We start from the raw sequence: 23,038 nt of genomic DNA, 5'->3' as shown, positions 1-23,038 counted from the left end.
GCATGGGCGACGTCCTGAACGATATCGCGGACTGCGTGCCGGCCCTGCGCCGCTACGCGCGCGCCCTGACCCATGACCCGGACGGGGCCGACGATCTCGTTCAGGACTGCCTGGAGCGGGCCATCGCCAAACGCTCCCTGTGGCGGCCGATCGGCCCGATCCGCCCCTGGCTCTTCCGCATTCTCCTGAATCTCCACCGCAACGCGCTGCGGGATCGCCGGCGCCGGCCCGCCACCACGCCGGTGGACGAGCTGGCCGACATCCTGCCCGCGCCGGGCTCGGCTTTCGAGCGGGCGGCGCTGGCGGAGACGGCGCGCGCGATGGAGCGCCTGCCGGGCGAGCAGCGCGAGGCGTTGCTGCTCGTGGCCGTCGAGGGGCTGGGCTACGCGGAAGCCGCGGCGATCCTCGATATTCCCTTGGGAACCCTGATGTCGCGGCTCGGCCGGGCGCGCGCGACCCTGCGACAGATGACGAGCGAGAACGGCAGACCCATCTTGAAGGCGATCAAATGAGCGGCGAAACGCGGGACATGAGCGAAAGCGAGCTGCTCGCCTATGTGGACGGGGAGCTGGACGCAGCAGCGCGCGCGCGCGTCGAACGGCGTCTGGAAAGCGATCCGGTGGCCGCCGCCCTTGTTGAGGAATGGCGGATGCAGAACCGCCGGCTGGAGGCCCTCTACGGCTCCGCCGCGCGCGAGCCTGTGCCCGATCGTCTTCGGCCGGATCTGATGACGCGTCCGCGCCGCGACCGAGCCGCCGGCTCCTGGCGCCAGCTGGCCGCCGCCTTGGCGCTCCTCGCACTGGGCGCGGGCAGCGGCTGGTTCGGCCATGCCCTCCTCGCCCCCGAGGGCGGGGCGAGCGAGCCCCTGGTGGCGCAGGCGGTCGAGGCGCATGATCTTTATTCCAGCGAGGTTCTGCATCCGGTCGAGGTGAAGGCCGAAGACAGCGCCCATCTTCAGACCTGGCTGTCGAAGCGGCTCGACCGGAAGCTGTCCATCCCCGACCTTCGACCGCTGGGGCTTTCGCTCATCGGCGGTCGGCTGCTGCCGGGCGCGGGCGGGGAGCCGGCGGCACAGATCATGTACGAGGACACAGGCGGTCAGCGCCTGACGCTCTATGTCCTGCCGACCGAAGAGGGCGGGGAGTCGGCCTTCCGCTATGCGAAGCTGGACGGGCTCGAGGCGATCTCCTGGCGCGATGAGAACGTGCACTGCGTTCTGGTCGGCGGCCTGCCGCGCGAGCGTCTCCAGACCATCGCCAAGCTCGCCTATGGCGAGCTGATCTGAGGGGGGCCGACATGAGGTGGCGCAACACGCCCGCACGCTATGGGGCGGTCAGCCGGGTGCTGCACTGGGCCATCGCCCTCGCCTTCGTCGCGCAGATCCCGCTGGGCTTCCTGACGCAGGCGACGGCCGACCAGCCGGCGCTTCAGTTCCAGCTCTACCAGTGGCACAAGTCGATGGGCTTCCTCGTGCTAAGCTTGGCCGCGATCCGTGCTCTCTGGTCCTTCGCCAATCCGAGGCCGAGGGACGCGGCGGGGCCGCACCGCGCCGGAGCGATGCTGGCCCGCACGGCCCATGCCGTGTTGCTTCTCCTGACGCTTGCCGTGCCGTTGACAGGTTGGGCGATCGCCTCCACTTCGCCACTTCAAATCCCGAGCTTCGCCTTCGATCTCGTTCTGGTGCCGAACTTGCCGATGGACGTGTCCGACGCGGCCGAGGCGTTCTGGTCGAACATTCACGTGTGGCTGGCTTATGGGGCCGGAGCCCTCGTCGTGATCCATGCGAGCGCGGCGGCTTATCACGCCTTCCGGCCCCATGCCGGCTCGCTTCATGGGATGCTGCCGCAGCGACGGGTCCAGGCTCGATAACAGCCCCCGATCGGGTGTCGGCCGTTCTTCCACCTATTCCGTTTGCATCCCGGCGAGCGCCGAGAACCAGCCGAGCCCGCCCTGCGTGGTCCCGCGCGGCCGGTACTCGCAGCCGACCCAGCCGTCATAGCCCGCCTCGTCGAGCTGGCCGAAAAGCCAGGGGTAGTTGAGCTCGCCCCGGTCCGGCTCGTGGCGCTCCGGCACCGAGGCGATCTGAATGTGGCCCACGGCCGAGCGGTAGGTTTCGAACAGACGCCAGACGTCCCCGTCCATGATCTGCGCGTGGTAGAAGTCCATCTGAACCTTGAGGTTGGGCAGGCCGATCTCGGCTATGATCTCGTGACCCTCCCGCTGGTGGTTCAAGAGATAGCCCGGCATGTCCCGCGTGTTGATCGGCTCGATCAGGAGGGTCATCCCCTCGTCGGCGAGGCGCCGGGCGGCGGAGGCGATGTTGCGTCGGTAAAGGTCGAGGGCCCGCTCGCGCTCCATCCCCGCCGGCAGAAGCCCGGCCATGGCGTGAAGCCGCTCGCAGCCGAGCACCCTGGCATAGGCGAGCGCGGTCTCGACGCCGGCAGCGAACTCGGCCTCGCGTCCCGGCAGGCAGGCGAGGCCCCGTTCCCCCGCCGCCCAGTCGCCCGGCGGCATGTTGAAGAGCGCCTGAGTCAGGCCGTACCGCCGCAACCGGTCGGCGATGGCCTCGGCCTCCCACTCGTAGGGGAACAGGAACTCCACGCCGGCAAAGCCAGCCGAGGCGGCCTCCTCGAAACGGTCGAGAAACGGCACCTCGTTGAACATCATGGTGAGATTTGCGGCAAAGCGCGGCATGGCGGCGTCCTTGAGGGAGGAGATCCGGCGCTACCAGACGGCGCCGAACGTCTCGCGTAACGGCTGGATTTCGTCCTCTCCGAGCACGCGGATCGGGCGGCCGTGCAGAAGCAGAGCGATGCGCGCGGTCTCCTCCAGTTCCTCCATCGCGGCGCGCGCGGCGCTGAGCGTGGGGCCGGAGACCACAGGGCCGTGATTGGCGAGAAGCACGCTCGCCCGTTCCTTCGCCACCCGCGCCACCGCCGCGCCCATCGCGGGGTCGCCGGGCCGGAAGTAGGGCAGAAGCGGCAGGCGACCGACGCGCATCACGAAATAGGGGGTGATCGGCGGAATGCAGCTTTCCGTGTCGAGACCATCGAGGCAGGACAGAGCCACGGCGTGCGGGGCATGGAGATGCACCACTGCCCCGGTGCCGGGCCGGTTTTCGTAGAAGGCGCGGTGCAGCACCGACTCCTTGGTGGGCGGATCGCCGGACAGGAGGTTCCCGTCCCAGTCGAGCTTGGAGATGCGCTCGGGCTCGAGGTCGCCGAGCCCCGCATTGGTCGGCGTCATCAGCCAGCCGTCCTCCAGACGGACGCTGAGATTGCCCGACGTGCCGGGCGCCAGACCCAGCGCGCGGAACCCCGCGCCGGTCCGCACCATCTCGTCGCGCAGGCGCGCTTCGTCGAAGGAAAGCGTCATGGCAGTAGCTCGAAGGCGCGGGTCATGATGTCGTCTCCGCCGAAATTGCCGGATTTCAGCGCCAGCGCCAGCGGCTCCGGCGTGCCGACGCTCTGCGTCCAGGGGACGCCGGGATCGATCGAAGGCCCGATGCGCAGGCCCGTCACGCCGAGCACTTCCACCACGGCGCCCGATGTCTCGCCGCCCGCGACCAGGACGCGACGCACGCCGCCCTCGCGCACCAGCCGCCGCGCGACCGTCGCCAGTGCGCGCTCGACCCTTTCGCCCGATGCCGCCGTGCCGTAGCGCGTCTGGACATCGCGAAGACGCTCGGGCGCCATGCCGGCATGGATCAGCACGGGGCCTTCGCCCGCGTTCAATGCTGCGAAGGCGACAAGCTCGTCCACATGCGCGTCGAACTCCGTGAACAGCGCGTCCACATCGACGGATTTGGCCGGGATGCGCGCTTTGGCGTGTTCGATCTGCGCCAGGGTGGCGCGCGAGCAACTGCCGGCCAGCACCAGGGCGCGGCCGCCCACGGGGTGGAGCCGCGCCGCATCGCCGCGCGGTGCGAAGCCGGCGAAGGTTGCCGGCAGGGTGAGGCCGAGGCCGGACCCGCCGGTGAGAAGCCTCAGATCGGCGGAGCCTTCCGCGATGGACACGAGATCCCGGTGATCCAGCGTATCGCAGACGGCGATGCCGACGCCCTTCGCCCGCAACTCGGCGATCCGCCGGCGCACGCCCGCCGCGCCTCCGGCCAGCGCATGATGGCTGACGAGGCCGACGGGCCGGTGCGTCTGCGGCTGGAGCACGCGCGGCAGAAAGGCGTCGCGCATCGGCGTCAGCGGATGGTCCTGCATACCGCTTTCGTTCAAGAGCACATCGCCCGCGAAGAGATAGCCGTTGTAGACGGTGCGCCGGTTGGCCGGCAGGGACGGGACGGCGAGCGTGAAGTCCTCGCCCAGCGCATCCAGAAGCGCGTCGGCGACGGGGCCGATATTGCCGTCGGGCGTGGAATCGAAGGTCGAGCAATATTTGAAGAAGAAGCGCTCGCAGCCCGCGCCGCGCAGCCATTCCAGCGCCCGGAGCGAATGGCGGACGGCCTCACCGGGCGCGACCGTGCGCGATTTCAGCGACACGACCACTGCGTCGCACTCGGTCTCGAGCGGGGTGGCCGGCACGCCGATCGTCTGCACGACGCGCATTCCGGCCGAGACAAGCTGGCTGGCGAGATCGCTCGCGCCGGTGAAGTCGTCGGCGATGCAGCCAAGACGCGCGGCGGCCATTCAGCCCTGATCCTTCGCGGCACGGGTGGGCAGTTCGACGCCGGGGAAAATCTTGATCACCGCGGCGTCGTCCTCGCGGCCGAGCCCCATGGCGGAGGCCTGGGTGAACATCTGCAAGGCCTGCGCGGTCAGCGGCAGCGGGAACTTGCGATTGTGGGCGCTGCCGTGCACGAGGCCGAGATCCTTGACGAAAATGTCCACGGCCGAGCGCGGCGCGTAGTCGTCGTCGAGGATGTGGGGCACGCGGTTCTCGAACATCCAGGAATTGCCGGCGCTCGTCGTGATGACCTCGAACAAGGCCTTCGGGTCGCAGCCGCCCGAAATGCCATAGGCCATGGCCTCGGCGGCGGCCGCGATATGCACGCCGGCGAGAAGCTGGTTCACCAGCTTGACCTGGGAGCCCGCACCGATCTCCGGCCCGAGGTCGAAGACGCGGGCCGCCACCGCGTCCAAGGCTGGCCGCGCCTTGGCGAGCGCTTCCGGCGCGCCCGAGGCCATCACCGTGATCTCGCCCGCCGCCGCCTTGAGCGCGCCGCCCGAAATCGGCCCGTCGATGAAGTGGAGACCGGCCTCGAGGATCGGACGGCTCAGAGCCCGCACGTTGTCGGGCGCGCAGGTGGCGCATTGCACCACCACCGAACCCGGCTTCATCGCGGCCACCGCGCCGCCCTCCCCCAAGAGCGCGGCTTCCGCCTGCGCGGCGTTGACCACCACGCAGAAAAGGACGTCGGCCTCTGCGCCCACTTCGGCGGGCGAGGCGGCCGCGTGACCGCCTTTTTCGGTGAAGGCCCGCAGCGCCGCAGAATTGGGATCGTAGCCGGAGGTCTCGATCCCGGCGCGCACGAGCGACGCCGCCATGCCGAGCCCCATGGAGCCGAGACCGATGACACCAGCGCGAATGAGCCTATCGGGAGCGTTCAAAGCCTGGTTTCCTTCTTGGAGACTGTTTCAGACGTCCACCGGGTCGGCTCGATGGGTCTTTCGGTCGCCCCCATCGTTGCCGATCCTCGCCGATCCCCCACCGGGGACTTCCGAAACAGGTTCCGACGGCGGCGGGATCGGTTGTAGGCGTCAGCCATCGACCGTCTCGGCCCGAGCCGCGCGCAGCCGGCGCTCGGCTCCCAGAAGATGCGTCGCCATGGCATCCGCGGCCCAAGCACCCTCCCCGGCCTCGATGGCCAGAAGGATGCGCGCGTGCTCCGCATGGACTTCCGCGACGAAGGCGGCTCGCCGTCGCTCGTTGGCGCGGGTCGCGCGCATCGCTTGCGTGAGCACCTGTTGGCAGGCGAGGTGAACGTCGAGGAGGTAGTCGTTGCCGGTGGCCTCGGCGATGATGCGGTGAAAGAGCAGGTCTTCGCAAACGCCGTCACGCCCTTCCGCTTCGGCGAGCAGCAGGGCGCGCTCGGCCTCGCGCAGGGCCTCGAGCTGCGCCGACGTGCGGCGCGCGGCGGCCAGGCGTGTGGCCTCGGTCTCGATCGCGCGGCGCAGTTCGATCATTCGCGTCACATCCTCCAATGACGCGGTGGGGAGCGGTAGGCGTATCTCGAAACGGGGCGTGGCCGACACGAAGCTGCCCGAACCGCGGCGCGACACCACGAGGTCCTCTGCGCGCAGGACGGCGATCGCCTCGCGAACGGACGGGCGGCTGAGTTGGAAGCTCTCGGCCAGTTCGGCTTCCGTCGGCAGTTTCTCGCCCGCGCGCAGCGCGCCGGTGAGAATACGATCCCTCAAGAAGACTGACAAATTTTCCGATGGCGACGCCAAGTTTCCTCAAACCTCTACGCCGAGCAGGACGTGTCCGGCCTATATCGAACATTACGCCGCTCACGCTGGCGATATCCTCGAAATATGTCAAACAACTTTTTAGGCGCGTTGCACCGTTTCGTCGCGAAGCCATCGTCCCCCGCTATCCAAGCGGGTAAGACGAGTGTCGGCGTCTGAAGCCCAAGGCTTCGGAGCGCGACCGCAATACGGATGAGTCTTCACTTCTGAGCCGCGACTGAAAACGGCGTTTCGCGCTCGCAATATTGGAATTTCGATGTTTCAGCTCGAATAGATGTCGGAGCACGATCGTACGCCATAGTTTGATTCCACAACGTTTTTTCCATCCACCTCTATAGGCGTGTGTTTTATAGTATTGATTACGAATTACCGGCCGAAACCGGCGCGCAACATTGCAGCGCAACACAACGGGCCGGTTGACAGACTGAAAATCGCCTGAAAAGTTCCACTGGTCCGCTGGTCGAGCCAGTGGTCAGGAGGCGAGATCCTATGCCGCTATCCGAATTCATCCTGGAAAACGCTCCCGAGCTGCGCGAGGCGATCGTGCGCCGGAACGTTCGGGATGTGGTGGCCGAGAAGATTGCCATGCTGATCGCGTCCGGCGTCCTGCAGGTCGGCAACGACCTGCCGAGCGAGCGGGATTTGGCGGCCGCGCTGCAAGTGAGCCGCGAGTCGGTGCGTGGGGGCGTGCAGATCCTGGCGGCCAAGGGGTTGCTCGCCGTGCTGCACGGCGCCCGCACGCGGGTTTGCTCGGACGAGGTGGGGCCGGAATTCCGGCGCGCGCGGGAGGCGCGGCTCATCAACGCCTACGAGCTGGACGACGTGCACGCGGCGCGGCTCGTCAATGAGCGGATCGTGGTGGGCGACGCCGCCGAGCGGATGGACGAGGAAACGCTGCGCGGTCTGCGCCAGTCTCTGGCGATGCAGGCAAGCGCGCTGGAGGACCCGGTGCGCTTTCTGGTTCTGGACCGCGAGTTTCACATGGCGATCTACCGCCGCTGCGCCAATCCGGTGCTGGCGGAGTTCGTGGGCGACCTGTTCGGCTACATGATGCAGCAGCGCCATCGCGCGGTGTCGGAGCCGGGCGCGATCGCGCGCAGCCATGCCGACCATGCCGAAATCCTGCGCTCGCTGGAGGGGCGGAACCGCGAGGCGACCGCGCGCGCCTTCGACGTGCACATCCAGCGCATCTACGAAACCACGCGGCGCGTGATGGGCCTGCCGCCCGCCGCGCATCGTGCTGAGAAGACCCGTCTGACGGGCTGAAGCATGTCCAGCGAAAGGCGGATCGGCTTTCGCGCCCGGACAATGCGAGACACACGTGCCGAGAGCAGGTCCGGCGAACCTATGGTCGTTGGATGTGCTCTTAGGGCCGGTCGCCGCGAGGAGGCGGAGACCGGCGACAAGGGAGGAGGGGACGCATGAAGGTGCTCATCATCGGCGCGGCCGGGATGATCGGGCGGAAGCTCGCCGAGCGGATCGCGGCCGACGGAGCCCTGGGAGGCAGGGCGGTCGATCGTCTCGTGATGGTGGATGTGGTCGAGCCGAAGGCGCCGGAGGGCAAGATAGCCGACGTCGCCACACAGGCGATCGACGTGTCGGCGCCTGATGCCACCCAGCCGCTGATCGCGGAGCGGCCGGACGTCGTGTTCCACTTGGCCGCCATCGTTTCGGGCGAGGCCGAGGCCGATTTCGACAAGGGCTACCGCATCAATCTCGATGGCACGCGCGACCTGTTCGAGGCGATCCGGCAGGAGCACTTGCGCTCGGGATACTGTCCGCGCGTCGTCTTCGCTTCGTCCATCGCGGTCTTCGGTACGCCCTTCGATACCCAAGTCCCCGAGGATTTCGCCCCGACGCCGCTGACGAGCTACGGCACGCAGAAGGCGATCGGCGAGCTGCTCCTGGCCGACTACACGCGGCGCGGCTTCCTCGACGGCGTCGGCTTGCGACTGCCGACGATCTGTGTCCGGCCCGGCGCGCCCAACAAGGCGGCGTCCGGCTTCTTCTCCAACATCCTGCGCGAGCCCATGTCCGGCAAGCCAGCTGTGCTGCCGGTGGCCGATACGGTGCGCCACTATTTCGCCAGCCCGCGCGCGGCGGTCGGCTTCTTCCTTCATGCCGCGACGATGGACACGGGGCCTATCGGCCCGCGCCGCAATCTCAACATGCCGGGCCTGTCCGCGACCGTCGGCGACGAGCTGGAGGCGCTGCGCGCGGTGGCCGGCGAGAAGGCCCTCGCGCTGGTCAAGCGCGTGCCGGACGAGACGATCATCCGCATCGTGGACGGCTGGGCGCCGGATATCGAGGCCAAGCGCGCCCGCGACCTCGGTTTCACGGTGGAGGATTCCTTCGAGGAGATCGTGCGCGCGCATATCGACGACGAACTCGGCGGCAGCGTGCAGGCATGACGGAGGCAGGAGGCATGTCGGAGGAAGGGAGCCGCATCGCGCTCGTGACGGGGGGCGGGACAGGCGTCGGCAAGGCGATCTCGACGGCGCTGGTCGCGGCCGGGTGGACCGTCGTGATCTGCGGACGCCGGCGGGAGGTGCTGGAGACGGCGGCGGGCGAGCTTGGCGGCGGCACGGTACCCATCGTGGCCGATATCGGCGACCCCGCTTCGGTCGCCGCGCTGTTCGAGGGCATCCGGCAGCGCTTCGGGCGGCTCGACCTCCTCGTCAACAATGCCGGCTCCGTCGCACCGGCGATTCCGCTGGAGGATCTCAGCTTCGACCAGTGGAACATTGTGGTTTCGGCGAACCTCACCGGGGCGTTTCTCTGCACGCAAGCCGCGTTCAAGCTGATGAAGGCGCAGGAGCCGCGCGGCGGGCGCATCATCAACAACGGCTCGATCTCGGCCACGACCCCGCGCCCGAACTCGGCCCCCTACACGGCCACCAAACACGCCATCGCGGGCCTGACGAAATCCACCGCGCTCGACGGGCGCCAATACGACATCGCCTGCGGCCAGATCGATATCGGCAATGCCGCCAGCGACATGACCGCCGCCATGTCGGCCGGCGTGATGCAGGCGGACGGGCGCATCGCGTCCGAGCCCACGATGGACCCGGCGCATGTCGGCCGCGCGGTTGCCCACATGGCCTCGCTGCCCTTGGAGGCGAACGTGCTGACCATGACGGTGATGGCCACAAAGATGCCCTTCGTCGGGCGCGGCTGAGTTTCGAAGCGGCCTCGGGAGAGGGCCGCCGACTTCAACGGGTGCGTCAGTGCCCGCCAACGGGAACAGGCGGAGGATCGAGGGAAACCGGCGGGACAAGCCGGCCTTCGTCCGAGGCCTTGGGGAGGAAACCATATGGCGTCAGTCGATATCGTCGACGTTCGCAAGTCGTTCGGCGCGCACCCCGTCATCAAGGGCGTCGATATCCAGATCGAGGACGGCGAGTTCGTGATCCTCGTCGGCCCCTCGGGCTGCGGCAAGTCCACGCTGCTGCGGATGCTGGCGGGGCTGGAGCACGTCACGAGCGGGCAGATCCGCATCGGCACCAAGGTCGTCAACGACGTGCCGCCGAAGGACCGGGACATCGCCATGGTGTTCCAGAACTATGCGCTCTATCCGCACATGACGGTGGCCGACAACATGGCCTTCTCGCTGGCGCTGAAGAAGGCCTCGCGCGAGGAGATCGAACGGCGCGTGAAGCCGGCGGCCGAAATCCTCGGTCTGTCGCATCTTCTCGACCGCTACCCGCGCCAGCTGTCGGGCGGCCAGCGCCAGCGCGTCGCCATGGGCCGCGCCATCGTGCGCGATCCGCAGGTCTTCCTGTTCGACGAGCCCCTGTCCAACCTCGACGCCAAACTGCGCGTGTCGATGCGCACCGAGATCAAGAACCTCCACCAGCGCCTGACCACCACGACCGTCTATGTCACGCACGATCAGATCGAGGCCATGACCATGGCCGACAAGATCGTCGTCATGCATGACGGCATCGTGGAGCAGGTCGGCGCGCCGCTGGAGCTTTACGACCGGCCGAACAATCTCTTCGTCGCCGGCTTCATCGGCTCGCCCGCCATGAACATGCTGCACGGCCGGCTCGACGCGAACGATCCGACGCGCTTCGTCACCTCCGACGGCACGGTGCTGCCGGTCAGCGGGCGTCATGCGGCGGCTCGCGGACGGGACCTCGTGTACGGCGTGCGCCCGGAGGCGATCAGCCTCGGCGGCTCGATCGCGATCAAGGTCGTCGTCATCGAGCCGACGGGCTTCGAGAGCCAGGTGCTGGGCGAACTCGGCCGGACGGCGGTCACCTGCGTCTTCCGCGAGCGGGTGACGCTGAAGCCCGGCGAGACGCTGAACGTCTCGATCGACCCGGAAGCCGTGCATCTCTTCGACGCGGCCAGCGGCCAGCGGCTCTGACCTCGTAGAACTTGCGTAGGGCGCTGGCGGCAACGGGGCACGACCGGCGCGAAAAGCTCGAAAAGACGCCCCGACCTTGGGAGGAACACCGTGATCAACCGTAGACAGGTTCTCGCCGGCACGGCCGGCATCATCACCGGGGCAGCGCTCGGCGGCCGTCTCTCGATGGGCGAAGCCTTCGCGCAAGGCGCGCCGACCTTCACGCCCGAGCCGGGCGCGTCCTTGCGCCTCCTGCGCTGGGTGCCCTTCGTGCCGGCCGAGGAAGAGGCGTTCCTTGCCAACACCAAGAAGTTCACCGACGCGACCGGCGTCCAGGTGCGCGTCGACAAGGAAAGCTGGGAGGACGTGCGCCCCAAGGCGGCGGTGGCCGCCAATGTCGGCTCCGGGCCGGACATGGTCATGAGCTGGTTCGACGATCCCCAGCAATATCCGGACAAGCTGGTGGATGTGACCGATCTCGGCACCTCGATCGGCGCGGCCAATGGCGGCTGGTATCCGGGCCTCGAATCCTATGCCCGGCGCGGCGACCGCTTCATCGCCCTGCCGCTCTGCGCCATCGGCAACGCCGTGGTCTATCGCGACAGCCACATGAAGGCGGCGGGCTTCCAGGAATTCCCGAAGGACACGGCCGGCTTCCTCGAACTCTGCAAGGCGCTGAAGGCCAAGGGCACGCCTGCCGGCTTCCCGCACGGCAAGGCGGTGGGCGATGGCAACAACTACGCGCACTGGCTGCTGTGGAGCCATGGCGGCAAGATGGTGGACGAGAGCGGCAAGGTCACCATCAACAGCCCGGAGACGCTGGAATCCGTCAAATATGCGATGGAGCTCTACAAGACCTTCATTCCGGGCACGGAGAGCTGGCAGGACGTCAACAACAACCGCGCCTTCCTGGCCGGTCAGGTGTCGCTGACCGCCAACGGTGTGTCGGTCTATTACGCCGCGCTGAAGGACCCGGCGATGAAGGAGATTGCCGAGGACATGCGCTCGGTGAACCTGCCGATCGGCCCCGTGGGCCAGTCGGTGGAACTGGCCCAGGCCTCCACCATCTCGATCTTCAAGCACACGAAGTTCCCGGAAGCCGCCAAGGCCTATCTCCAGTTCCTGTACCAGCCGGACAATATGAACGCCTGGATCCAGGGCGCCAGCGCCTATTGCTGCCAGCCGCTCAAGGCCTTCGAGAACAACCCGGTCTGGACCGCGAACCCGATCCACGCCGCCTATGCCAAGGCCTCGGCGAGCCTGCGGCCGAACGGCTATGCCGGCCCGCTGGGCGCGGCCTCGGCCGGCGTGATGGCCGACTACGTGCTCGTCGATATGTATGCCGAGGCCGTGACCGGCCAGTCCTCGCCCGAGGACGCGATCAAGAACGCCGAGCGCCGGGCCAACCGCTACTACCGCGTCTAGCCTGAGAGCCGGGGACGGAACCCTGCGGTCGATCCGCCGGGAGTTTTCGGTCCCCCCGGCTCTCGCCATCGCCGACGCCGCGCCCGCCGAACTGTTGCGGGCGCGGCCATTCCATCCCTCGCGCGATCGGGACCCGCCATGTCCAGAACCACGGCCGGCGCCATGCCGTCCAAACCGTCCTTCTTCGAGCGGCTGTCGCAGAGCCGGAACGGGCTCGGCCTCCTGTTCATGCTGCCGGCGGCCGTCTTCCTTCTCTGCTTCCTGACCTATCCGCTCGGCCTCGGTGTCTGGCTCGGCTTCACCGACACGCGGATCGGCCGACCCGGCATCTTCATCGGGCTGGAGAACTACCAGTACCTGATGGAAGACAAGGTTTTCTGGCTCTCGGTCTTCAACACGATCGTCTACACCGCCGTCGCCTCGATCCTGAAGTTCGCGCTGGGCCTGTGGCTGGCGATCATTCTGAACGAACATCTGCCCTTCAAGACCTTCTTTCGCGCCGTGATCCTTCTGCCCTGGGTCGTGCCGACCGTTCTTTCTGCTTTGGCCTTCTGGTGGATCTTCGACAGCCAGTTTTCGATCATCTCCTGGGTGCTGATGCAGTGGGGGATCATCGATACGCCGATCAACTTCTTGGGCGACGCCACCAACGCGCGGCTTTCGGTCATCGCGGCCAATGTCTGGCGCGGCATTCCCTTCGTCGCGATCTCGCTGCTGGCCGGCCTCCAGACCATTCCGACCTCCCTGCACGAGGCGGCCGCGCTCGACGGCGCGACGTCCTGGCAGCGGTTCCGGCGCATCACCTTGCCGCTGCTGACCCCCATCATCGCGGTGGTGATGACCTTCTCGGTGCTGTTCACCTTCACCGACTTCCAGCTGATCTACGTCCTGACCAAGGGCGGGCCGGTCAACGCCACGCACCTGATGGCCACGCTGTCGTTCCAGCGCGGCATTCCGGGCGGGGCGCTCGGCGAGGGTGCGGCCATCGCGGTGGCCATGGTGCCGTTCCTTCTGGCGGCGATCCTGTTCAGCTTCTTCGGCCTGCAGCGCCGCAAGTGGCAGCAGGGCGGATCGGATTTAGGAGACAAGCGATGACCGCAAACACCACCGAGACTGCCGGCCATCTCACCGACGACGTCGTCGGCATGTCCCATCACGACACGTTGGCGCGCAAGATCCTCGTGATCTACCTGCCGCTTGCCGTCTTCCTGTTCGTGCTGCTGTTTCCGTTCTACTGGATGGCGATCACGGCGGTGAAGCCGAACGACCAGCTGACCAACTACGCCAACTACAGCCCGTTCTGGGTCGTCGGGCCGACGCTCGACCACATCAAGTATCTTCTGTTCGAGACCTCCTATCCCGGCTGGCTCTGGAACACGGTGATCGTCGCGGTCTGCTCGACGGTCATCGCGCTGGCGGCTTCCGTCTTCGCCGCCTACGCCATCGAGCGCGTGCGCTTCACCGGCGCGCGGATCACCGGCCTGATGGTGTTTCTCGCCTATCTCATCCCGCCGTCGATCCTCTTCATCCCGCTGGCCTTCATCGTGTTCCAGCTCGGCATGTTCGACTCGCGGTTGGCTCTGATCCTGACCTACCCGACCTTCCTCATCCCGTTCTGCACCTGGCTTCTGATGGGCTATTTCCGGTCGATCCCGTTCGAGTTGGAAGAGAGTGCGCTGGTGGACGGGGCGACGCGCTGGCAGATCCTGACCAGGGTCGTGCTGCCGCTCGCCGTCCCGGGGCTGATCTCGGCCGGCATCTTCGCCTTCACGCTGGCCTGGAACGAGTTCATCTACGCGCTCACCTTCATCCAGTCGTCGGAGAACAAGACGGTCCCCGTGGGCGTCCTCACCGAACTCGTGCGCGGCGACGTCTACGAGTGGGGCTCGCTCATGGCCGGCGCGCTGCTCGGCTCGCTGCCGGTGGTGATCCTCTACTCGTTCTTCGTCGATTACTACGTGTCGTCGATGACGGGCGCGGTGAAGGAGTGAGCGCCGACGCGGGCTTGGGAGCGGGACCGGCCAGAGGCGGGTTGCGGGCGATAGCGGCGGGTCTACGTTTCGGCGAAAGCATGGAAGGATGGACGTCTAAGCGGAACCCAGCCCAGCCCTCGAATGGCGCGGACCATCGGTCCGAACGCCAAGAGAGCCGGTTGTCGGTGTAGCCCGACGAGGCCAGTCTCCGCCATCACCGCCATGACCTAGCGGCAGACTTGGCAGCAGATGGGGGGGTGGCAGACGTGTCCCGAGGATCGGCCCAATACTTGTCCTCGATCCGTCGCACCAGGCGGCGGATCGCCTTTTCGGCGTACATGGCCTTGTCAGCCGCGGACAGGACGGCGCGCACATCCTGGCCGGGCTTCCAAATCTCCGCGCCCACGCTCAACGTGATGGGAAGGTCGGTTCCCGGCAGAACGATCCCCCGGTCGATGGCGCTCCTGATCTCGTCCAGCCGCCGATCCAGCAGAACGCGCTCCTCGACCTGGAGAAGGATGTAGAACTCGTCGCCGCCGACCCGGGCCACGACTTCGTTCGGACGGATCATGGCCTGAAGCACTTCGCCCGCGTGCCGGATCATCCGATCCCCCAGCCGGTGCCCCCATTCGTCGTTGACGAATTTGAGCTGGTCGAGATCGACGACCGCGAGCGAGAAACCGCGATGGGTGTAGACGGACTGCTCGGTGGCGTTGATCACGGCTTCGTCGAAACGACGGCGGTTCGGCAGCCCCGTCAAAGGGTCCACATAGGCGTAGTGCTGAAGCTCGGCCTGAAGTCTTTTGGCGCCGCTGATGTTCTGCGACACGCCGAGAACCCTCGTGATCTCACCCGTGGCTTCGTCCCGGATCGGAGTGAGCGTGGTTCGGAACCATTTCGGCTCCCCGCGCAGCACGACGCATTCCTCGATGTCCTGCACGCGCTGCGTTCGCACGCACAGATCGTAGCGTTGGATCATCTGCGCCGCGTAATCGGCCGGCAGGCACTCCTGAAACAGACGACCCGCGACCCGAGCCTGCTCGATACCGATCTCCAGAGCTGCGGCGGTATTGACCCCGACGAAGCGGTATGTCCCCTCCGACTCGACATCGACGATGCTCATGGCAACGCCAACGCAATCGAGATCGACGGTGAGTTTCATGCCAGATAGTCCCCCAACACGAGCGCGATCGCCGCCCTTGCGTCTGGGATAAGAAGGTCTGAACACTCGAGTCGTTCCACGCCGATCAGCGCCTGCTGTCCTCCGGCACAAATGCTGCCAGCGGCGGCGTGAATCCGCTTGGCCTTCCCGGGCGTCACGGATGCCCGCTCCGCTCGCCGCGATGGATGTGGCCGACGGGAGCGTCGTGGAGCCGCTCGGCAGAGGCTGGTTCGGGCAATGCAATCCCTAAAAACGGTGGGTTGCGACGCCTCTCCAGCCCGACGCCAGCTTAACGTCCCACACTCATGTCCAAGCACTCTCCCCGAAAGGTGACGTCATGGTCCCGACCGTTATCGAAGCCACCCGTACAGATGACGCCGAGAAGGAAGCCCTGGCAGCCTCGATGATCGAGGTCTCGAAGCTGACCCGTGATTTGCTCGCCATGCACTTGGCGACCATCGCCCTGTCGCCGGGCGAAGACGATTACCTGCTCGCGCTCAGCACGCGCGCATCCACCGACCTCAACGAGGCGGCGGAGGAACTGGGTGTCCGCCCGCTCGTCGCCGCGAAGGCCTATGAACGGCTGTCGATCCGGAATCTGGTCACGGTCGATGGCGGCACGGTCACGTTGACGGAGTCCGGCAGCGCGACCCGCTCGCAGATCTCGACCGTTTACCGCATGGTCGGCGAGGACATCGCGGACCGGCTGAGCACCAACACGCTGGAAGTCGTCAAGAGCGTTCTGAACGAAGCCAAACGCAACATGAAGCGCGCGCTCCGGCAGAAGCGCTAACATCCGGCGAGCCGGCCGATATCGCTCACGAGGCCGATCGCTTCATGCCGTTCCCTGAGAGCGCGGACAAGGGGGCGGGCTCACCTCCCCTCGTGAAGGCAATGCGGTCGGCGGCCCCCCGCAGGGTTTTGTGCCTGGTTCCGAACCGCCGGGTTCGCCCTTGTCGCGGAGGCCTCATCGCCCCGGAGATCAGCGGCGCGTTGCCGTCTCACCCAGAAAGAACCGGAGCATCTCGCGCGAGGCATCGGGGCCGGCTGGGTCCGCATGGGAACCGGCCGCGTCGCCGCCGGACCAGGCATGGCCCAATCCCTCGATCCGCCAATGCTCCATGGCGCAACGCGCATCGCCGGACGCGCGCCGTGTGCGCGTGAAGGCGCGCCCGTTCGCGGTTCCGGTGGCGGTTTCCTCCGCCCTCTTCCGGTCCATGCCGAGCCCGGCGATCCGATCGCCATTGGCGGGATGGACGGTCGTGTCCCGCGTGCCGTGGAAGACGATGGCCGGCACGCTCGGCACGCCGCCGCGTTCGGCGGTCTGGCCGCTGCGCATGACCGCGAGCGCCGTCGCGACATCGCGGGCGCTGGCGTGCGGCAGTCCCGAATGGATGCCGACCGCCGAAAAGAGATCGGGCCGCGTCGATCCCAGAACGGCGGCCATCGCGCCTCCGGCCGAAAGCCCGGCGGCGAAGATCCGGCCGCGATCGACGGCATGGCTCCCGGCGATAGCCTCGACGATGCCGGCCAGGATCGCCGGCTCGCCCGCATGGCCTCCCTGGTGCGCGGGCTCGAACCAGTTCCAGCACAGGCGCGGATTGGCCGATCGGTCCTGCTCGGGATAGGCGACGAGGACGTTCGCGTCTTCCGCGACCGCGTTCATCCGCGTGCCCACCGCAAAATCCTCCGGTGTCTGCGTGCAGCCATGCAGCATCAGGACGAGCGGGCGCGGCCCATCGGCCTCTGCCGCCGGCACGTAGAGCCGATAGGCGCGCCGACCGGCCGGTCCCTCATAGTCGAGACGCAGGAACTGCGCCCCTTCAGGCATGGCCGGCTGAGGCCGGCTCGCCCATTGCGCGCGAGCCGGGGCAGGCGTGGCGAAGCGTGGTCGGATGCGCGGCTTCGGCCGGCTGGCCGACGCCGTTGTATCGGCACGCAGTTCGATCGTCGGGCCGTCGAACGCATCCGCGGGGCTGGCGGCGGCGGGCCGGCGCAGACTGAGCCGGTCCTGGATCAGGCTCGTCGCCTCCGACAGGCGCTGCGAGAGGACGAGGCGTTGCGCTTCGGCCATGAAAGGGAGCGGACGGACCATGGTGGGTTCCTTGCGAAAGCGGAAAAAGCGCGGCGAAGGGTCGATCAATGGATGCGGTCGGCCAAGGCGGCCTTGACGGCGGCGCTGGCCTGAAGGGCCCCGAGCACGGTGATCGACCCGATCGTGTCGCGCGCGAGATCGGCGGAAATGTCATCGTCCAGGGAGGCCAGACCCAAGACGCGGATATGGAGAATTTCGCCCGCCGCCTTGGCAGCTTCAAGGTCCGCGCGGGTGAAGCGGCGCAGGCCGAGATCGAGGGTCAGGCGCTCCGTGGAGCGGCGCAGCTCGGCATCGTGCGCATCGAGATGTTTGCGAATGGCGGTCCGGATGACGTCGCTGCGATTGGCGTAGAAGCCCTCACGCACCAGAAGGTCGATCCGTCCGAGATCGACATAGCCGAGATTGAGCGTCAGCTTCTCGCTATCCCCGCCGCGCTCCTGCCCGCCCGCCTTCTTCGGCATATCCACCATCTCTTTAACATCCAAGTGGATGGTATATTGGATGCCCTGGATCGGCTTGCAAGGGCAAGGGAGCCGCCGCATCGATCGGGAACCTCATGAGGATCGGGCGACCTGACCGAGTTACGGATCATCCGGGGGAGTTGGCGGAAGGCGTGATGACGCATGACGGCGTGAGCCGGACAAACGCGGCGACGGCTATCGATCCATCTGCCGAGAGCGGTCGCAGGCCGAAACCCGCCATTGCCCGATCCTGCCTCCAGCGGGAGCCGTAGCGGCGGATTGCACCTCACGGACCCAGAGCCCGCCGCGCGCGCAGAGACGATGCGGCGCGTGAGCGCCACGATCGTCAGACCGTGTCCAAGCCGAGACGGGCCTCCACCATTGGCCGAAGATCGACCCGGGCTTTCAGGCGCGCCGCGAGAAGCGCGATGCCGCCGATCTTGCGCTGAACGAAGAGCGTGTCGGTCGGCGGGACATGCCAGGCCTCGCGGTCGCCCGCCACGATGGTGGCCTGATCGCGGATCGCCTCCAGGATGCGCCGGTCGGCGAAATCGACCGGACCCGCGCGGGCGGCTTCGCTGACGATGAGCCCGATCATGCGATCGATCAGATCCCCGTGCCGCCGGACGGCCGCCTCGCCCAGAAAACCCGCGTCCAGCGCGGCCTTCTTCACCGCTTCGCCATCGCCCGACAGCCCGGCGGCCAGCAGCCCTCGATAGGCCTGCGCGGTCGCGGCCGAGACCGTTCGCGTCGCGCCGAAGTCCAGAAGGATGATTGCTCCGGTCGCAGGCTGGTATCGGAAATTCGCGAAATTCGGATCGGTCTGCATCATCCCGAACCGGAAGAGTTCGTCGAGAACGAGGCCCATCAGGCGAGCCGCGATGCGATCTCGCTCGGCCTGCGAAGCACCCGCCATGCTCTCGATCGGCACGCCCTCGACGAACCCCATGGCGAGCACGTTGTCGGTCGTGAAATCGGGCGCCGGGGACGGCACCACGAAGGCCTCTCTGCCAGCCAGAAGGCGGCCATAGGCTTCCAACTGGAGGCCCTCGCGCCGGTAGTCGGTCTCCTCGTGCAGTTGGGCCTTCGCCTCGGCGAGCAGCGGAGCGATGTCGAGACCGGCCGGCAGGAGGCCGGACACGCGCAGAAGCGTTGCGACATTCTCGACATCGGCGTCGATGCTCCCGCGAACGCCGGGATACTGGACCTTGATCGCCAGTTCGCGACCGTCCAGCGCCACAGCCCGGTGGACCTGCCCGATAGAGGCCGCCGCGATGGGCCTGTCGTCGAACCGTTGGAAGCGGATGCGCCACTCGCGCCCCCATTCGGCCGCGAGCACCCGTTGCAGCTGGACCGGCGGCATAGGATCGGCCTCGGCGCGAAGCCGGGCCATGAGCTGGGAGAGTTCGGTGGGCAGCGCGTCGCCCGCATCCATCGAGATCATCTGCCCGAGCTTCATCGCCGCGCCGCGCAAATGCGACAGGCGATCGGCAACGCGAAGCAGATTGCCGGGCGTGAGCAGCATGTCGCGCATGGCCGGCCGCTCGCCCTCCGCCAGACGCCGCGCCCCCTCGGCGAGCATACCGCCCGCAAGCCCGCCGGCCAGGCGGCCGAACTGCCCGAGCCGCGACAGACGACCGCTCGGCACCGGCCGCCCCCTGGCGCTGTCCTCCGGTTTGCTCATCGTCTCACCATCCCGCGCTGCCGGCCACGCCCTTGAACGGGCCTGCGAACCCATCGGTAATCCAGCCACCGTAGAACCCGCCGGGCTGCGGCGTCACGATCTGGCCGTCCACCGAGCAGCGGTCGAAGGGCCGCGCATAGAAGGCGATGTAATCCTTCAGAATGGCGAAGGCGGGCGTCGGCGCGGGATAGCTCCATCCAACGCGTTCGAGCGTTTGGCCCTCCATTACCACGTCCCAATAGACCGCCTCGCCCTTCCATTCGCAGACGGAACGCCCTTGCGACCGGCGCAGAAGGCCGGGTTCGATATCCTCCGAAGGAATGTAGTAGCTGGGCGGATGACTGGTTTCGAGCGTGCGGATCGCACGGCGGCTGTCGGCGATCCGGCGGCCCCGATGCTCGATGACGATATGGGCCTTGGTCGGCTGGGCGATGGCGGGCCGTGGAAAGGACCAGACGCTTTCCTGGCCCTCTGTAATGGGGTCTGGCTTGGGTCTCATGAACGCTCCAGGCGAAGGGCGAGCTTTTGCAGCATCGGGCGCGCTCGCAGGAAGGCCCGGTAGAACCGTTCGAGCCACGCCGTCGCGAGCGGCCCCCGGAATGCCAGCCCGAGCGGGCGCAGAAGCGGGATCGCCCGCCACATGGCGGCAAAGGCTGCCGCGCCGCTGAGCAGGCGTCCGTTTTCGGACGCATGGAAACGCGCGAGCAGTTCGCCCCGGTCGAGCGGACAGGCGGCCGGCTCGGCCTGACCGACATCCACGAAGCGGATCGCGCCTCGACGATCGAGGCGGCGCATCAGCGCGATCTCTCGTCGACACAGGGGGCAGGCGCCATCAAACCAGACCGTCACTTCCGACATGGAGGTGAGATGGTGCTCCCCGGCCCCGAAGTCCCGCCCGTCGACATGCGGCAGATCGCGCGCCCGCCTGGCGATCGCTCCTGACGATCCCCGAGCGGGACATTCGCGATCCGCCTGCGAGGGCAAGCGCAGCGGTCACGCCGCCGCGATGCGTCGAGCCTCCTGCGTCACTCCTGCGTACCCCCAGGCGTCGGCCGGCACCTCATCGACCACGACATAGGTCGCGAGCGGCAGATCGACGCCGAGAGCGCGCCGGTCCTGCACCGGGTGCCGATACGAACACCCATCGCAGAGGCGTTCGCCGACCTGCTCCTCGAATCCATCGCGGCCAAGAGCGGACGGGATGGTCCCTGACGACCCGGGAACTCGGGAGTGTCGTCAACCCCTCCACTCGGAACGCTGCCGTTGCCGGAGCCTGAGAACGGGGACAGAACCATTCGGCGGCGGGGAAGCGAGAGATCGTTTTTGTCGGCGGGGCACCGGGCGCAGGTCCTGCAGCGCATGGACGCGCGCCCGCAACGATGCCCAGCGGGAACAGAACCCGGTCGGCCGACCCGAAGGGTTCCGCCCCCGGTTCTAGCCCTCAGGCGGCTTTTCCCTTAGAAGCCCCGCCGCCATCAGGCCGAAGGCCTCCACCGCCTTCGGCAGCGCAGACTGGGGCTCGTCGCTGGCCGCGACCCAGAGAGCGGCGTTCAAGGCCGCTCCGCTCAAGAGACGCGCGGCAGCTTCGACATCCACGGGCTTCAAGACCCTGTCCGATACCAGCCCGGCAACCGTGCGCTTCGTCATTTCCAGACAGGCGTTCTGGCTTGGCCAGCAGGATGGATCGCCCAGAAAGGCGGGCCCGTCCAGGAGAACGATCCGCCGAACCTCCGGGTCGAGGGCCATAGCGATATAGGCTGCGCCCTCGTATATCAGGGCATCCCAATCGTTCGACGCCCCGGCCGCCGCCGCTCGCGCCTTCTCGGCCATTTCGCCGTCCACCTGCGCGACAACGGCGGCGAGCAGCCCCTTCTTGTCGCCGAAATTGTGATAGAGGGCGCCGCGCGTGAGCCCGACCTCGGCCGTCAGATCATCCATCGACGCCTGCGCGAACCCTATCTCAGCGAAGGCGCGTCTGGCCGCCGAGACCAGTTTGGCCCGGTTCTCCTCCATGGTCTGTGCCCGGCGCTTCCCTGCCAAATCGACCTCGCCTTTCATACGCCGCGCATGCCGTTGACATACGCGGCGTATGCGATAGTTTCACATACACCGCGTATATCACTGCGCGAGCCATTCGCGAAGCCTCGTCGCCCATCGGGTTCGTCGTCGGTGCGCCACGCAGCACGTCCGAAAAAGGATTTTCCCATGACGAAACGCGACGCCGTGTTTCCCGCCGACCGTCACGCGCTCTACGAGGCTCACGGCTATTCAGCCGCCATCCGCTCCGGCGATCTTCTGTTCGTGTCCGGGCAGGTGGGAAGCCGTTCGGACGGCACGCCCGAGCCCGACTTCGGCCAGCAGGTTCGCCAGGCTTTTTTCAATCTTCGCCAGACGCTGGATGCCGCAGGCTGCACATTCGACGATATCGTCGATGTGACGACGTTCCATACCGATCCGGAAAAGCAGTTCCCGACGATCATGGACGTGAAACGCGAAGCGTTCCCGCAAGCGCCCTATCCGAACTGGACCGCGATCGGCGTCAACTGGCTCGCTGGGTTCGATTTCGAAATCAAGGTCATCGCCCGCATCCCGGCCGCAGCCAGCCTCCTTTCGAACTGAGACGCGTAGATTCGGCGCGGTCGCGCTGACGCCCACGGCATGACCAACAGGCGTCCGGCCGGATCGGTGACACGCCCTTCATCGGCAGCATGGGGGCGGCGCGCGCCGAGGCGTTCGGGATGCTGGATTTCGCGCGCCTTCGCGATGCGCGAGGCCTGTCCTGCCGGCCCTTGGCTTCCGATCGCCGACAAGCCGACCACCGCGCTCGACATGACGATCTGGGCGCAGACCCCGAACGCAGCCGCATCGCGCGGCTCGCCGGCATCGGGTCGCCCGCCCTGACCCGGCAGGCCCTCACATCTCCACGAAGATCAGGGCGGGTGTTTCCAGAAGCGTCTTGAGGCGCTTCACGAACAGGGCGGCGTCCCAGCCGTCGACGACGCGGTGATCGAAGCTCGAGGAGAGGTTCATCATCTTGCGCGGCACGAAGCCCGCGCCGTCCCAGCGAGGGCGGATTTCCATGCGGTTGACGCCGAGGATCGCGACCTCCGGGTGATTGATAATCGGCGTCGTGGCGATCGCGCCCAAGGGACCGAGCGAGGAAATGGTGATGGTGGAGCCGGTCAGCTCGTCGCGGCTCGCCGTGCCTGTTCGCGCGGCCTCGGCGACCCGCGCGAGTTCGGCCGCCGCGTCCCAGATCGAACGCCGCTCGCAATGGCGGATCACGGGCACCATGAGCCCGCCTTCGGTCTGCGTGGCGATGCCGATATGAACGGCAGAAAAGGCCCGGATCAGTTCGGCCTCGTCGTCGAAATGGGCGTTCAGCGCCGGCTGATCCCGGATGGCGCGCACGAGCGCCAGCATGAGAAAGGGCAGCACGGTGAGCTTTGGGCGCTCGGCTGCGCG

The 23,038-nt window shown here is 67.4% G+C and carries 26 protein-coding genes; 12 read left to right on the top strand and 14 right to left on the bottom strand.

Annotated elements, in window-relative coordinates:
• Window positions 1-2: 2 nt before the first annotated feature.
• The 3 genes from NS365_RS15920 to NS365_RS15910 are packed head-to-tail and all read left to right on the top strand — an operon-like array spanning window position 3 to window position 1,869.
• The gene (locus tag NS365_RS15920; protein ID WP_058601284.1) at window positions 3-512 is read left to right on the top strand and encodes a sigma-70 family RNA polymerase sigma factor; all 510 of its coding nucleotides are present in this window, start codon (window positions 3-5) and stop codon (window positions 510-512) included.
• A complete protein-coding gene (locus NS365_RS15915) occupies window positions 509-1,285 on the top strand; it encodes an anti-sigma factor family protein (RefSeq protein ID WP_058601283.1) in 777 nt (258 codons plus the stop codon). Before NS365_RS15920 ends, NS365_RS15915 begins: the two co-directional genes overlap by 4 nt.
• A gap of 11 nt (window positions 1,286-1,296) precedes the next feature.
• Window positions 1,297-1,869 carry a cytochrome b gene (locus NS365_RS15910; protein ID WP_058601282.1) on the top strand — a complete coding sequence of 191 codons (573 nt, stop codon included), beginning with the start codon at window positions 1,297-1,299 and terminating at the stop codon, window positions 1,867-1,869.
• A gap of 33 nt (window positions 1,870-1,902) precedes the next feature.
• Here NS365_RS15910 and otnI read toward each other — a convergent pair whose 3' ends face one another.
• The 5 genes from otnI to NS365_RS15885 all read right to left on the bottom strand — a co-directional run bounded on the left by otnI (window position 1,903) and on the right by NS365_RS15885 (window position 6,371).
• On the bottom strand, window positions 1,903-2,694 hold the full coding sequence (otnI, locus tag NS365_RS15905; RefSeq protein WP_058601281.1) for a 2-oxo-tetronate isomerase: 792 nt from the start codon (window positions 2,692-2,694) through the stop codon (window positions 1,903-1,905).
• 30 nt (window positions 2,695-2,724) lie between these two features.
• Window positions 2,725-3,375, bottom strand: a complete 651-nt coding sequence (otnC, locus tag NS365_RS15900) for a 3-oxo-tetronate 4-phosphate decarboxylase (protein WP_058601280.1) — start codon at window positions 3,373-3,375, stop codon at window positions 2,725-2,727.
• Complete coding sequence (gene otnK / locus NS365_RS15895; protein ID WP_058601279.1) at window positions 3,372-4,640, bottom strand: 3-oxo-tetronate kinase; 1,269 nt, start codon at window positions 4,638-4,640, stop codon at window positions 3,372-3,374. The genes otnC and otnK overlap by 4 nt, the downstream gene beginning before the upstream one ends.
• Window positions 4,641-5,561 (bottom strand): L-threonate dehydrogenase, encoded by a 921-nt coding sequence (gene ltnD / locus NS365_RS15890; protein ID WP_206612139.1) that lies wholly within the window; start codon window positions 5,559-5,561, stop codon window positions 4,641-4,643.
• 150 nt (window positions 5,562-5,711) lie between these two features.
• A complete protein-coding gene (locus NS365_RS15885; RefSeq protein ID WP_206612138.1) occupies window positions 5,712-6,371 on the bottom strand; it encodes a FadR/GntR family transcriptional regulator in 660 nt (219 codons plus the stop codon).
• Window positions 6,372-6,911: 540 nt separating this feature from the next.
• Here NS365_RS15885 and NS365_RS15880 point away from each other — a divergent pair.
• The 7 genes from NS365_RS15880 to NS365_RS15850 all read left to right on the top strand — a co-directional run bounded on the left by NS365_RS15880 (window position 6,912) and on the right by NS365_RS15850 (window position 14,189).
• The gene (locus NS365_RS15880) at window positions 6,912-7,688 is read left to right on the top strand and encodes a FadR/GntR family transcriptional regulator (RefSeq protein WP_058601277.1); all 777 of its coding nucleotides are present in this window, start codon (window positions 6,912-6,914) and stop codon (window positions 7,686-7,688) included.
• A 155-nt stretch (window positions 7,689-7,843) separates the two neighbouring features.
• The gene (gene denD, locus NS365_RS15875; protein WP_058601276.1) at window positions 7,844-8,833 is read left to right on the top strand and encodes a D-erythronate dehydrogenase; all 990 of its coding nucleotides are present in this window, start codon (window positions 7,844-7,846) and stop codon (window positions 8,831-8,833) included.
• Entirely contained in the window at window positions 8,830-9,600 is a 771-nt protein-coding gene (locus NS365_RS15870; protein WP_058601275.1) for an SDR family oxidoreductase, read from the top strand. The genes denD and NS365_RS15870 overlap by 4 nt, the downstream gene beginning before the upstream one ends.
• Window positions 9,601-9,735: 135 nt before the next feature.
• Complete coding sequence (locus NS365_RS15865; protein WP_058601274.1) at window positions 9,736-10,794, top strand: ABC transporter ATP-binding protein; 1,059 nt, start codon at window positions 9,736-9,738, stop codon at window positions 10,792-10,794.
• 90 nt (window positions 10,795-10,884) lie between these two features.
• Window positions 10,885-12,198, top strand: coding sequence for an ABC transporter substrate-binding protein (locus NS365_RS15860; protein WP_058601273.1), 1,314 nt, complete (start codon window positions 10,885-10,887; stop codon window positions 12,196-12,198).
• Window positions 12,199-12,360: 162 nt separating this feature from the next.
• Window positions 12,361-13,293 carry a carbohydrate ABC transporter permease gene (locus NS365_RS15855; protein ID WP_430515427.1) on the top strand — a complete coding sequence of 311 codons (933 nt, stop codon included), beginning with the start codon at window positions 12,361-12,363 and terminating at the stop codon, window positions 13,291-13,293.
• On the top strand, window positions 13,290-14,189 hold the full coding sequence (locus tag NS365_RS15850; RefSeq protein ID WP_058601271.1) for a carbohydrate ABC transporter permease: 900 nt from the start codon (window positions 13,290-13,292) through the stop codon (window positions 14,187-14,189). The genes NS365_RS15855 and NS365_RS15850 overlap by 4 nt, the downstream gene beginning before the upstream one ends.
• Before the next feature lie 196 nt (window positions 14,190-14,385).
• Here NS365_RS15850 and NS365_RS15845 read toward each other — a convergent pair whose 3' ends face one another.
• Window positions 14,386-15,333, bottom strand: coding sequence for a GGDEF domain-containing protein (locus tag NS365_RS15845; RefSeq protein WP_058601270.1), 948 nt, complete (start codon window positions 15,331-15,333; stop codon window positions 14,386-14,388).
• A gap of 337 nt (window positions 15,334-15,670) precedes the next feature.
• Here NS365_RS15845 and NS365_RS15840 point away from each other — a divergent pair, with 337 nt between their 5' ends.
• The gene (locus tag NS365_RS15840; RefSeq protein ID WP_058601269.1) at window positions 15,671-16,126 is read left to right on the top strand and encodes a hypothetical protein; all 456 of its coding nucleotides are present in this window, start codon (window positions 15,671-15,673) and stop codon (window positions 16,124-16,126) included.
• Between the two features lie 189 nt (window positions 16,127-16,315).
• Here the strand turns inward: NS365_RS15840 and NS365_RS15835 are convergent, their stop codons facing one another.
• The 7 genes from NS365_RS15835 to NS365_RS15810 all read right to left on the bottom strand — a co-directional run bounded on the left by NS365_RS15835 (window position 16,316) and on the right by NS365_RS15810 (window position 21,586).
• Entirely contained in the window at window positions 16,316-17,428 is a 1,113-nt protein-coding gene (locus NS365_RS15835; RefSeq protein WP_082684650.1) for an extracellular catalytic domain type 1 short-chain-length polyhydroxyalkanoate depolymerase, read from the bottom strand.
• 44 nt (window positions 17,429-17,472) lie between these two features.
• Complete coding sequence (locus NS365_RS15830) at window positions 17,473-17,889, bottom strand: hypothetical protein (RefSeq protein WP_058601317.1); 417 nt, start codon at window positions 17,887-17,889, stop codon at window positions 17,473-17,475.
• Window positions 17,890-18,235: 346 nt separating this feature from the next.
• Window positions 18,236-19,573, bottom strand: a complete 1,338-nt coding sequence (locus NS365_RS15825) for an ABC1 kinase family protein (protein WP_058601268.1) — start codon at window positions 19,571-19,573, stop codon at window positions 18,236-18,238.
• A gap of 4 nt (window positions 19,574-19,577) precedes the next feature.
• Entirely contained in the window at window positions 19,578-20,072 is a 495-nt protein-coding gene (locus NS365_RS15820; RefSeq protein ID WP_058601267.1) for a DUF427 domain-containing protein, read from the bottom strand.
• Window positions 20,069-20,431 carry a thiol-disulfide oxidoreductase DCC family protein gene (locus tag NS365_RS15815; protein WP_082684643.1) on the bottom strand — a complete coding sequence of 121 codons (363 nt, stop codon included), beginning with the start codon at window positions 20,429-20,431 and terminating at the stop codon, window positions 20,069-20,071. Before NS365_RS15815 ends, NS365_RS15820 begins: the two co-directional genes overlap by 4 nt.
• Window positions 20,432-20,566: 135 nt before the next feature.
• Window positions 20,567-20,695, bottom strand: a complete 129-nt coding sequence (locus NS365_RS25220) for a tautomerase family protein (protein ID WP_275477560.1) — start codon at window positions 20,693-20,695, stop codon at window positions 20,567-20,569.
• A 312-nt stretch (window positions 20,696-21,007) separates the two neighbouring features.
• Window positions 21,008-21,586 (bottom strand): TetR/AcrR family transcriptional regulator, encoded by a 579-nt coding sequence (locus NS365_RS15810; RefSeq protein ID WP_206612141.1) that lies wholly within the window; start codon window positions 21,584-21,586, stop codon window positions 21,008-21,010.
• A gap of 192 nt (window positions 21,587-21,778) precedes the next feature.
• On the opposite strand from NS365_RS15810, the gene NS365_RS15805 reads away from it, so the two are divergent.
• Window positions 21,779-22,192, top strand: coding sequence for a RidA family protein (locus NS365_RS15805; protein WP_058601265.1), 414 nt, complete (start codon window positions 21,779-21,781; stop codon window positions 22,190-22,192).
• Window positions 22,193-22,486: 294 nt separating this feature from the next.
• On the opposite strand, the gene NS365_RS15800 is transcribed toward NS365_RS15805, so the two are convergent.
• On the bottom strand, window positions 22,487-23,038 hold a 552-nt coding region (locus NS365_RS15800), incomplete at its 5' end, for a dihydrolipoamide acetyltransferase family protein (RefSeq protein WP_193753460.1).

Origin of the sequence: Aureimonas ureilytica, from assembly GCF_001475935.1 — a bacterium.
GTDB classification, from domain to species: Bacteria; Pseudomonadota; Alphaproteobacteria; order Rhizobiales; family Rhizobiaceae; genus Aureimonas; species Aureimonas ureilytica_A.
The sequence above is the reverse complement of the archived record's forward strand: the minus strand, read 5'-3'. Positions and strand labels throughout refer to the sequence as shown.

What these genes read in the sequence shown, in the direction of transcription:
- NS365_RS15865 (WP_058601274.1), top strand. Translation starts at nt 9,736, where the DNA reads ATGGCGTCAGTCGATATCGTCGACGTTCGCAAGTCGTTCGGCGCGCAC.
- NS365_RS15915 (WP_058601283.1), top strand. Translation starts at nt 509, where the DNA reads ATGAGCGGCGAAACGCGGGACATGAGCGAAAGCGAGCTGCTCGCCTAT.
- denD (WP_058601276.1), top strand. Translation starts at nt 7,844, where the DNA reads ATGAAGGTGCTCATCATCGGCGCGGCCGGGATGATCGGGCGGAAGCTC.
- NS365_RS15870 (WP_058601275.1), top strand. Translation starts at nt 8,830, where the DNA reads ATGACGGAGGCAGGAGGCATGTCGGAGGAAGGGAGCCGCATCGCGCTC.
- otnI (WP_058601281.1), bottom strand. Translation starts at nt 2,694, where the DNA reads ATGCCGCGCTTTGCCGCAAATCTCACCATGATGTTCAACGAGGTGCCG.
- NS365_RS15815 (WP_082684643.1), bottom strand. Translation starts at nt 20,431, where the DNA reads ATGTCGGAAGTGACGGTCTGGTTTGATGGCGCCTGCCCCCTGTGTCGA.
- NS365_RS15830 (WP_058601317.1), bottom strand. Translation starts at nt 17,889, where the DNA reads ATGCCGAAGAAGGCGGGCGGGCAGGAGCGCGGCGGGGATAGCGAGAAG.
- NS365_RS15825 (WP_058601268.1), bottom strand. Translation starts at nt 19,573, where the DNA reads ATGAGCAAACCGGAGGACAGCGCCAGGGGGCGGCCGGTGCCGAGCGGT.
- NS365_RS15855 (WP_430515427.1), top strand. Translation starts at nt 12,361, where the DNA reads ATGCCGTCCAAACCGTCCTTCTTCGAGCGGCTGTCGCAGAGCCGGAAC.
- NS365_RS15820 (WP_058601267.1), bottom strand. Translation starts at nt 20,072, where the DNA reads ATGAGACCCAAGCCAGACCCCATTACAGAGGGCCAGGAAAGCGTCTGG.
- otnK (WP_058601279.1), bottom strand. Translation starts at nt 4,640, where the DNA reads ATGGCCGCCGCGCGTCTTGGCTGCATCGCCGACGACTTCACCGGCGCG.
- NS365_RS15910 (WP_058601282.1), top strand. Translation starts at nt 1,297, where the DNA reads ATGAGGTGGCGCAACACGCCCGCACGCTATGGGGCGGTCAGCCGGGTG.
- NS365_RS15840 (WP_058601269.1), top strand. Translation starts at nt 15,671, where the DNA reads ATGGTCCCGACCGTTATCGAAGCCACCCGTACAGATGACGCCGAGAAG.
- NS365_RS15850 (WP_058601271.1), top strand. Translation starts at nt 13,290, where the DNA reads ATGACCGCAAACACCACCGAGACTGCCGGCCATCTCACCGACGACGTC.
- NS365_RS15810 (WP_206612141.1), bottom strand. Translation starts at nt 21,586, where the DNA reads ATGGAGGAGAACCGGGCCAAACTGGTCTCGGCGGCCAGACGCGCCTTC.
- otnC (WP_058601280.1), bottom strand. Translation starts at nt 3,375, where the DNA reads ATGACGCTTTCCTTCGACGAAGCGCGCCTGCGCGACGAGATGGTGCGG.
- NS365_RS15805 (WP_058601265.1), top strand. Translation starts at nt 21,779, where the DNA reads ATGACGAAACGCGACGCCGTGTTTCCCGCCGACCGTCACGCGCTCTAC.
- NS365_RS15845 (WP_058601270.1), bottom strand. Translation starts at nt 15,333, where the DNA reads ATGAAACTCACCGTCGATCTCGATTGCGTTGGCGTTGCCATGAGCATC.
- NS365_RS15835 (WP_082684650.1), bottom strand. Translation starts at nt 17,428, where the DNA reads ATGGTCCGTCCGCTCCCTTTCATGGCCGAAGCGCAACGCCTCGTCCTC.
- NS365_RS15880 (WP_058601277.1), top strand. Translation starts at nt 6,912, where the DNA reads ATGCCGCTATCCGAATTCATCCTGGAAAACGCTCCCGAGCTGCGCGAG.
- NS365_RS15920 (WP_058601284.1), top strand. Translation starts at nt 3, where the DNA reads ATGGGCGACGTCCTGAACGATATCGCGGACTGCGTGCCGGCCCTGCGC.